This is a genomic window from uncultured Capnocytophaga sp. (assembly GCF_963525585.1).
GTDB lineage: Bacteria > Bacteroidota > Bacteroidia > Flavobacteriales > Flavobacteriaceae > Capnocytophaga.
In genome coordinates, this window is sequence record NZ_CAURLX010000024.1 from 24,600 (window position 1) to 34,134 (window position 9,535).

Annotated in this window: 6 protein-coding genes and 1 pseudogene; 6 read left to right on the plus strand and 1 reads right to left on the minus strand. The window is 37.9% G+C overall.

Annotated features, from left to right (window positions below):
* Positions 1-120: 120 nt before the first annotated feature.
* The 6 genes and pseudogenes from RYK20_RS06900 to pta form a co-directional block, all read left to right on the plus strand.
* Positions 121-1,473 (plus strand): OmpA family protein, encoded by a 1,353-nt coding sequence (locus RYK20_RS06900; RefSeq protein WP_314894886.1) that lies wholly within the window; start codon positions 121-123, stop codon positions 1,471-1,473.
* A 125-nt stretch (positions 1,474-1,598) separates the two neighbouring features.
* The gene (locus RYK20_RS06905) at positions 1,599-2,927 is read left to right on the plus strand and encodes a pitrilysin family protein (protein ID WP_314894887.1); all 1,329 of its coding nucleotides are present in this window, start codon (positions 1,599-1,601) and stop codon (positions 2,925-2,927) included.
* Between the two features lie 13 nt (positions 2,928-2,940).
* The gene (locus RYK20_RS06910) at positions 2,941-4,365 is read left to right on the plus strand and encodes a pitrilysin family protein (protein ID WP_314894888.1); all 1,425 of its coding nucleotides are present in this window, start codon (positions 2,941-2,943) and stop codon (positions 4,363-4,365) included.
* 172 nt (positions 4,366-4,537) lie between these two features.
* Positions 4,538-5,068 carry a DUF4136 domain-containing protein gene (locus tag RYK20_RS06915; RefSeq protein WP_297977935.1) on the plus strand — a complete coding sequence of 177 codons (531 nt, stop codon included), beginning with the start codon at positions 4,538-4,540 and terminating at the stop codon, positions 5,066-5,068.
* Between the two features lie 275 nt (positions 5,069-5,343).
* Entirely contained in the window at positions 5,344-7,035 is a 1,692-nt protein-coding gene (gene gldJ / locus RYK20_RS06920) for a gliding motility lipoprotein GldJ (RefSeq protein ID WP_314894889.1), read from the plus strand.
* A 212-nt stretch (positions 7,036-7,247) separates the two neighbouring features.
* Positions 7,248-8,228 (plus strand): annotated as a pseudogene (gene pta, locus RYK20_RS06925) (phosphate acetyltransferase); the annotation flags it as partial.
* 277 nt (positions 8,229-8,505) lie between these two features.
* Here the strand turns inward: pta and RYK20_RS06930 are convergent.
* Positions 8,506-9,535, minus strand: a 1,030-nt coding sequence (locus RYK20_RS06930; protein ID WP_314894890.1) for a leucine-rich repeat protein, incomplete at its 5' end; no start/stop codon positions are given.

Consider the following 9,535-nt stretch of genomic DNA (forward strand, 5'->3'; position numbering starts at 1 on the left):
ATAAAGAGAAAGAAAAAGTTAAATTTTTTGAGAAAAGAAAATTTATTTTGTCAAAAGTAGAAAAAGTTGTATTTTAGCACCAAAATTATTAAAAGATTATATAAATTAAATTTCAAACGTATGAAAAAAATTAAGATTTCATTAGCGTCTTTGGCCTTTATAGCTACTATAGGCTCTGTACAAGCGCAAGATGAAAACAACAAGTGGTCAATAGGGTTTGGTGTAAACGCTGTTGATGTACGTACGCCACACGATTTTGGAGAATTCCTAAAAGACTGGGCAGGGCCAAAAGACTTGAACATTCTTCCTGCTGTATCTAAGCTATCAGTAGCACGCTACTTAGGAGCTGGACTTTCAGCAGAGATTGATGGTTCATTGAATAAAATTAAAACAGGATTCGATGGAGCTGATGTAGATGAGTCTTTCTGGGCTGCTAACCTACAGGTGAAGTATGCACTTAGAAAAATCTTCACTCCTAAATCAGGATGGTTTGATCCTTATGTAAAAGTAGGAGGAGGTTATTTCTCTCTAGGAGACAAAGATGGTATCAAGGCTCTTGCTGGTGGAGGAATCAACTTCTGGTTCACAGAACACCTTGGACTAAACCTTCAGACAGGTTACCACCACGGTTTCCAAAAAGATGGTTCTGACTATTTCCAACATTCAGCTGGAATCGTTATCAAATTCGGTAGCAAAGATACTGACAAAGATGGTATTCCAGATCAAAAAGATGACTGTCCACAAGTAGCTGGATTAAAAGAATTCAATGGATGTCCTGATACGGATGGAGATGGTATCCCTGATAAAGAAGATGCTTGTCCACAAGAAAAAGGATTGAAAGAATTCAATGGATGTCCTGATACAGACGGAGATGGTATTCCTGATAAAGAAGATGATTGTCCTGAAGTAGCTGGATTAAAAGAATTCAACGGATGTCCTGATACAGATAAAGATGGTGTTGCTGATAAAGATGATAAATGTCCTGAAGTTGCTGGTCCAGTAGAAAATCAAGGATGTCCTTGGCCTGATACAGACGGAGACGGTGTACTTGACAAAGATGACTTATGTCCTAACGAAGCTGGTCCTGAAAGCAACAAGGGTTGTCCAGAACCTAATGAAGATGATCGAAACCGCTTGAACCAATATGCTAAGACTATCTTGTTTGACACTGGTAAAGCATCTATCAAGTTCGAATCTGCTGAAGTATTGAACCAAATCATCAACGTTCTTAAGAAATTCCCTAACAGCCGTTTCCGTATCGAAGGACACACTGACAGTGTAGGTAAGAAACAAAAGAACATTGAGCTTTCTCAAAACAGAGCGGATGCAGTAAAAATATACCTCATCCAAGGTGGTATTGATCAAAGCCGTCTCGAATCTATAGGTTATGGTCCTGACAAACCAATCGCTTCTAACAAGAACAAGAAAGGTAGAGAACTTAACCGTCGTGTAGAAATCAACCTTATAAAATAGTTTAAGCTTACTATAGAAAAGGCTATCCGAAAGGGTAGCCTTTTTTTATTAGATAGTTTTCTTAAAAAGTTTCTTTTTCTCAAGAAAAAAAACTACCTTTGTAAAGGTTTTTATTACTTTCATTTATGAAAAAATATTTTATGACATTCAATGCACTCCTACTGACCTGTACAGTAGGTTTTGCACAGAAAATCCATTTCGAAGAATATGACCTTCCTAATGGATTACATGTGATCTTGCATCAGGATCATTCAGCTCCTGTGGTAACTACCACAGTGATGTATCACGTAGGAGCAAAGGATGATCTCCCAGGAAAGTCAGGATTTGCTCACTTTTTCGAACATCTCCTTTTTGAAGGTACCAAGAATATTCCTAGGGGGCGTTGGTTTGATATTGTTTCTGCTCACGGGGGGGATAACAATGCTTTTACTGATGTAGATAAGACATACTACTATGAAACCCTTCCTTCCAATAGCCTACAGTTAGCCCTATGGATGGAGGCTGAGCGGATGCTTCACCCTGTAATCAATCAGGTGGGAGTAGATACCCAGAAGGAAGTAGTCAAAGAGGAAAAGAGAGAAGGGACAGATAATGTACCCTACGGAAAAATTATCTATATGCCTGTGGTACAGAACCATTTGTTCGAAAAACACCCTTATAAACAAGCCACTATTGGGCGTATGGAGGACTTAAATTCTGCTAAGCTGGAAGACTTTATTCGTTATAATAAACGTTACTATAATCCTAATAATGCCGTATTGGTAGTAGCAGGAGATTTTGATAAAGCACAGGCTAAGAGCTGGATAGAAACCTATTTTGCTCCTATCCCAAACAATGTATCGAAGCCTGTTCGTGATTATCCTATGGATGCCCCTATTAATCAGACCCTTAAGGTAACAGACTATGATGCCAATATTACTACCCCTGCAAAGGTACTAGCCTGGCGTACTCCTAAGATGACTGATCGAGATGCTAGAGCAATGGATTTTATCCAGGCAGTGCTTGCTGACGGAAAAAGTGCTCGCCTTTATAAAAAAATGATAGAAGAAAAGAAAGAAGTTCTTGAATTTATCTCTTACACCTGTAATTATGAAGATATAGGTATCCTGATGCTAGCTGCTGTAGCACAAGGCAATACGCCTCTTACTCAAATTACAGATGATATGGATGCCGAAATAAAGAGAATACAGACAGACCTTATTTCAGAAAAAGAATACCAGAAAGTATTGAACAAATTCGAGACAGGCTTTGTGGCTGCCAATTCCAATGTGCGAGGAATCGCTTATTCTTTGGCGATGGGCTATACATTCTACAAAGATACCAATATAGTTAATAAGGAATTAGAACTTTATCGAAATATTACACGTGAGGATATCCGTAGAGTAGCACAAAAATATCTCAATCCTAATCAACGCTTGGAGATAGACTATCTTCCTGAAAAAAAATCCAACTAAAAATGATTTTACAATGAAAAAAATATTTATAACAAGCCTTTTTCTGCTGACTTCTTTGGGTGTATCAGCACAAATAGACCGTGATAAGATGCCAGAACCCACCCAAATGCCTACTTTTGTCCTAGGGAATCCAGTGATTACCAAGCTTCCGAATGGGCTTACTCTTATGGTGGTAGAAGATCATAAGCTTCCACGTGTGTCAATGAGCTTAACTATAGATAATCCACCCATTAATGAGACCAAGAAGCCAGGACTTTATTACCTTACTTCAGCTTTAATGGGAGCGGGTTCTAAGAATATTTCCAAGGAGGCTTTTGTAGAAGAAATAGACCTGATGGGCGCTAATCTGTATATATCTGCGGATGGAGGATCTACTTATTCCCTGACGCGTTATTTTCCTCGTGTGTTGGAGCTTTTTGCTCAGGCGGCTATAGAACCTAACTTCTCTCAAGCAGAATTAGATAAAGCTCGTGATAAGGCAATTGCGTCCTTAAAAGCAGAAGAGAATAGTACTCAAAGCATTATTTCTCGTTTGAATAGTACCTTGACCTATTCCAAAGCTCACCCTTATGGGAGCTTCTATACTGAGGAATCCTTGAAGAGTATTACCCTGAGTGATATTAAGAGTTTCTATAAAGAACATTTTTCTCCTGCAACTGCTTATATGGTCGTAGTAGGAGATATTACAGCTGATGAAGTAGAAAAATTAGTTAAAGATAATTTCCATAAATGGTTGCCAGCGAAGTCTCTACAACTTTCTACACCTACTCCGATTGATGTACAATATACACAGGTGAATCTTGTAGATGTACCTACTGCAGTACAAACAGAAATCAGTGCTTTGAATCTCTATAATCTTAAGATGAGTGATAAGGACTATTTTGCGGTTCGAGTAATGAATTACATACTAGGTGGAGACTACGGAAGTTATATCAATATGAATCTAAGGGAACAACACGGTTATACTTATGGAGCACGTTCTTATATGGGTACCAATCGATTTACTATGGCAAATTTCTTTGTATCGGTAAGGGTACGTAATGAGGTAGCTGCTAAGTCAATTGTTGAAATTCTTAAAGAAATTAAGCGTATCCAGACGGAAGATGTTTCGGCTAAGAAGTTAGAGGAGGTAAAAGGGCAACTTATAGGTCGCTTTGTGATGTCTACTGAAAATCCTTCTACTATTGCTTCTTTGGCTCTCAATAGAGAAATACAAAAGCTCCCAGCAGACTTCTATACCAATTATATCAAAAATATAGAAGCTGTTACTGTTGCCGATGTAAAAAGAGTAGCTAATAAATACATCAAGCTAAATAACTTGAGATTTATTATTGTAGGAAAGGCAGCGGATTTTGTTAAAGAATTAGAGCAAATAAAGCATAATGGAAAGCCTCTTCCCGTATTCTACTATGATAAATACGCAAATAAGTTGAAATAACCTCTTTCATAGGATTATCTGGTGGTTTCCTTCAGGGGAGCCACCTTTTTCTATAAATCTTGAGCAATACAGAGAAACATGAGTTTAGGGAAGGTAAGAAATTATCAACAAAATTCATTTTGTATTGATTTTGGTATGTTTTTTGCAGTTTTTTCAAAAAAAATGATATCCAATGAGAACAATTATTACAACAGTTTTTTTAAGCCTATTTCTATTTTCTTGTGCAGGAGTACAAGTAACTTCTGATTATGACAGTAAGGCGGACTTTACCCGCTATAAGACCTTTGCTTTTCTCAAAGAAGGTGTGGACAAGGCAGAGGTATCGGACTTGGATAAGAAGCGAATCCTTAGAAGCATCGAGGAAGAGATGGTCAAGAAAGGCTATACACTTTCTGAGCAACCAGATGTGTTTGTTAATTTCTTTACCAGAGAGCGAGAGAGGCAGGATATCTATCAGAGTGTAGGGATAGGCTGGGGCTGGGGACCCGTATGGGGAAGTACTGTACAAGTAGCTCCTACAACTACTGAGGGTATTCTCTTCATTGATATTATCAATGCTCAAGGAAAAGACCTTATCTGGCAAGGTAAGGGGGCGGGGCTCCTCTCCGAATCAAGAAATAAGGATGAGCAAATACGGCTCTTTGTATCAGAAATTCTTAAGCAATATCCTCCTGACCTGAAAGCAGAACAGGCAAAGAAATAAAAGGAGTTTTTTTCTCAGAAAAAAATACTTTTTGAACCTAAAAAGATAGAGAAAATGACCTTTTTAGGGTTGAATAAAAAGTTAAAAAAAGCTAATATTTAATATAATATAAAGGTTGTTCATAGTGTTTTGTGTTTTAACTAATTGATTTACAGAAATAAAGACTGATTTGAAATAAGTTATCAACAATTTAAAAAAAATGAAAAAAAACACTTTTTGTATTAAAAAAAATAGTAACTTGCGCCGAAATTAGACAATTAGAAAATATACTTGAAATGAATATGCGAAGTTTAAAAAAACCAATGTTAGCCTCTCTCTTATTGGCATCCCTTTTAGTAGGGTGTGGTAAGAAAGGTACTGATAAGAATACATCTAGTGCAACAGGTTGGAAGATCAATGCAAAGGAGGGTGGTTTTCAGTATAATACAAACTTTAGGGAACAAGAAACAGGTCCTGGATTGGTGTTTGTAGAAGGAGGTACTTTCACAATGGGGAAAGTACAGGATGACGTGATGCACGACTGGAATAACACCCCAAGCCAACAGCACATACAGTCCTTCTATATGGATGAAACAGAGGTAACCAATAAAATGTATATGGAGTACCTAGACTGGCTTAAGCAAGTATTCCCTCCAGAGGACAAAGAAGGGCACTATAAGAACATCTATGTAGGAGCACTTCCTGATACATTGGTGTGGAGAAGCCCCCTAAGTGCTAATGAGACAATGGTTAATGAATACCTTCGCCATCCAGCTTATGCCAATTATCCTGTAGTAGGGGTGAACTGGGTACAAGCAGTACAGTATAGTAGCTGGAGAACCAACCGTGTGAATGAGTCTATCCTAGAAAAAGACGGATTTATTCAGCAAGGTTCTCGTTATCAGGTAGATGCAGAAAGTACTTTTAGTACTGATACTTATCTAAATACACCAGAAAACTCTTATGGAAGGAAAATAACTGAGTTTGCCGGTAAGAAAAAGACAAATAAAGAGGGAAATCCTACTTATGCAAAACATACAGACGGAATTCTTCTTCCTGAATATCGCTTACCTACTGAAGCAGAATGGGAATATGCAGCTAAATCCTTAAGTGGTATCCGTGAGTATAATAGTGTTCGTGGTCGTAAGAAATATCCTTGGGCAGGGCGCTATACCAGAACTTCTAGAAGAGCAGTAATGGGAGACCAGATGGCAAACTTTAAGCAAGGGCAAGGGGATTATGGAGGACTTGCAGGTTGGTCAGATGACAAAGGTGATATTACCACTGAGGTAAAAACATTCCCAGCTAATGACTTTGGTCTTTATGATATGGGAGGAAATGTTGCCGAATGGGTAGCAGACGTATATCGTCCTAGAGTAGATGATGAACTTAGTGACTTCAACTACTTCCGTGGTAACGTATATGCTAAAAATAAGATAGATGAAAATGGTAAATTGGTAGTAGTAGATGCACATTCTATCACTTATGACACCTTAAGTAACGGAAAGACTATGTATAGAAACCTTCCAGGTCAGTTAGCTAAAGTAGCAGTAGATGAGAATGAGACCTACCTACGTTATAACTTCACTACTGCTGATAACCGTAACTTCCGTGATGGAGATAGAGTTTCAAGTAAGGAATATGCTAAGCTTACTCTTGAAAAAGGAGAAAAAAGTATAGATTCTCTTAATGCAAGCCAAAGAGCTAACGTATCACGAACAATGTATAATTCACCTAATCAGAAGATTGTTCCTGATGGACAAGGAGGTATAGCTAGGATATATGACCCATCTAATGATAGAACTACCCTAATAGATGATGAATCACGTGTGATTAAAGGAGGTTCTTGGAAAGATCGTGCTTACTGGATAGATCCTGCTCAGCGTAGGTCCCTCCCTCAGTATAGTGCTACAGACTACATAGGATTCCGCTGTGCAATGAGCCGTGTAGGAGGAAAAGCTAAGAAAAGTAAGTCTGCTAGAGGTTAAAAATAAAAATTAAATTCTCTATAAGAGAGGCTATCTGGAAAAAGGTAGCCTCTCTTTTTTATAGTTCAAATAAAATAGCTTAATGAACCTATTTTTTTACTCAAAAAAGGCTGAATAATGAAATATAATTCGTAACTTTGTAAGGTGAAATAAATAAGTAAAAAATAATATCTGAAATGGACAAATTAACAACCTCTGATGCTTCTGAGAAGTTCAAAAAATATATGATAGAGACCGCTAAGAAGCTTCAAAAGCGCATTGTCCTTCCTGAAGGAGAGGAAGACAGAATTCTTTCGGCTGCAGCTCAGTTAGCACAGGATGAATTGGCACACCTGACGATCCTAGGAGAGGAAGAAAAAGTGTTAGCTCGTGTAAAAGAGTTAGGACTCAAATGGAATACAGAACGTATCAAAATTATCTCTCCTAAGCAAAGTCCTTCCTATGAAGCTTATTGGAAGAAATTGTATGAAATTCGTAAGGAAAAAGGGATGACAGAGGAGCAAGCTCAAGAGCTAATGCTAGATGTATCCTATTACGGAACAATGATGGTTTTTATGGGAGAAGCTGATGGGATGGTTTCTGGAGCGGTGAACTCTACTGCACATACCATCCGTCCATCCTTACAGTTTGTAAAAACGAAGAAGGGAGTAAAGACTGTTTCTTCAGTATTCTTTATGATTTTGCCAGATAGAGTGCTTGTATATGGGGATTGTGCTGTAGTGCCCAAGCCTACTGCAGAACAATTAGCAGAAATTGCTATCACTTCTGCTGATTCGGCAAAAGCTTTTGGAATAGAGCCTAAGGTAGCCCTGCTTTCATACTCTTCAGGGACTTCAGGAAGTGGAGAAGATGTGGATAAAGTACGTGAAGCTACTGAGATAGTAAAAGCACAACGTCCAGACCTTGCTGTAGAAGGTCCTATTCAGTATGATGCGGCTGTAGATGCTACTGTAGCTAAGCAAAAGATGCCTAATTCTCCTGTAGCAGGGCAAGCGAATGTACTTATTTTCCCTGACCTTAATGCTGGAAATATTACCTATAAAGCTGTACAACGTGAGACGCGTTCTATTGCGATAGGTCCTATGCTACAAGGCTTGCGTAAGCCTGTGAATGACCTTAGCCGTGGGGCAACAGTACCTGATATTTATAATACTGTACTGATTACTGCTATACAAGCTGGAATGGAAGAATAATACTTTTTCATTTTTTTGGATTTTAAATAGTAAAGAAGGCTGTCCGTAGGGATGGCTTTCTTTTTACGTTGCAAAAATACAATGTTTGCAATTCAAAAGCAAGTTATAAGCACGTTAATAATACTATATTTTTTTGTTATAGAACCTTAAAGGTTTGTTTTTTTTTCTTTTAGTAGTGAGAAGTAGGTTTGTAAGAAGAGATAATAGAGGAGGTAAAAAAGAGGCTGTCCTTACTAGGACAGCCTTTCTGTATAATAAAATATCAATATGAAAAATATTATTGAATAACAATAGATTTTATAATATTTTCAAAGTTGCTACCACCACTTTTGTTCAGATTTTTATAATTCGTTGCAGAGCCATAAGGTACATAAATAGCGTTAAGTGTAACACCTTGAAAAGCTTGCATACCTGCTTTATTAATCTCAAAACCTACAGGATTTTCTAAGATGAGAGTACGTAGGGAACTACAGCCAATAAAAGTACGTTTTTCGAAACCACTAATCCCTTTAGGAATAGTAATGGTTTTAAGTTTGGTGCAATTGGCAAAAGCTTGCTCTTTTATACTTGTTACAGTCTCTGGAATATTTATATATCGCAAATTAATGCAATTTGAAAAAGTAAAAGCTGCTATAGTTGTAAGTCCTTCTGGTAGTTCCACTCTTCTTAGTGCTCCACAGCCAGCAAAAGCAGATGCCTGAATCTCTGTTACAGCATCTCCTATAATCACCGTAGAGAGTTTATCTCGTAGCTCAGGCACAGCAGCAAATGCCCCTGTTGCTATAGTGGTAACATCTCTGAGCTTAGGATCTAAGTTCATATCTATATAGGAAGTCTTAGGGTTAAGCCATTTTACTAACGTTTTTCCATCAGAGCTCAATTCATAATCTATGGTGGAAATAGGGTTTCCTGTTAGGGAAATTCCTGTAGTAGGCCAACCTGTAGCGGTTTTAGGTCCGTAGAATATTTTTGCTTCTTTATCAATGTAATAGTCTCCTATGCTTCCTACACTATTGGCAGGAGTACCATTGTCAGCATATATTTTGGAACCGTCAGCTCCGTTTTGTCCATTGGTACCTGGATTTCCTTGATCTCCCTGAGCTTTGGTAGTTGTCTTCACTCCATCTATTGCCCAATAACCATCTATTATAGAGAATACAGGGGTACGTCCATCTTGACCTTTATCTCCTTGAGCCTTAGTAGTTGTTTTAACACCATCTATTGCCCAATAGCCATCTATTATAGAAAGTAAAGGGGTACGTCCATCTTGACCTTTATCTCCTTGAGCCTTAGTAGTTGTTTTAACA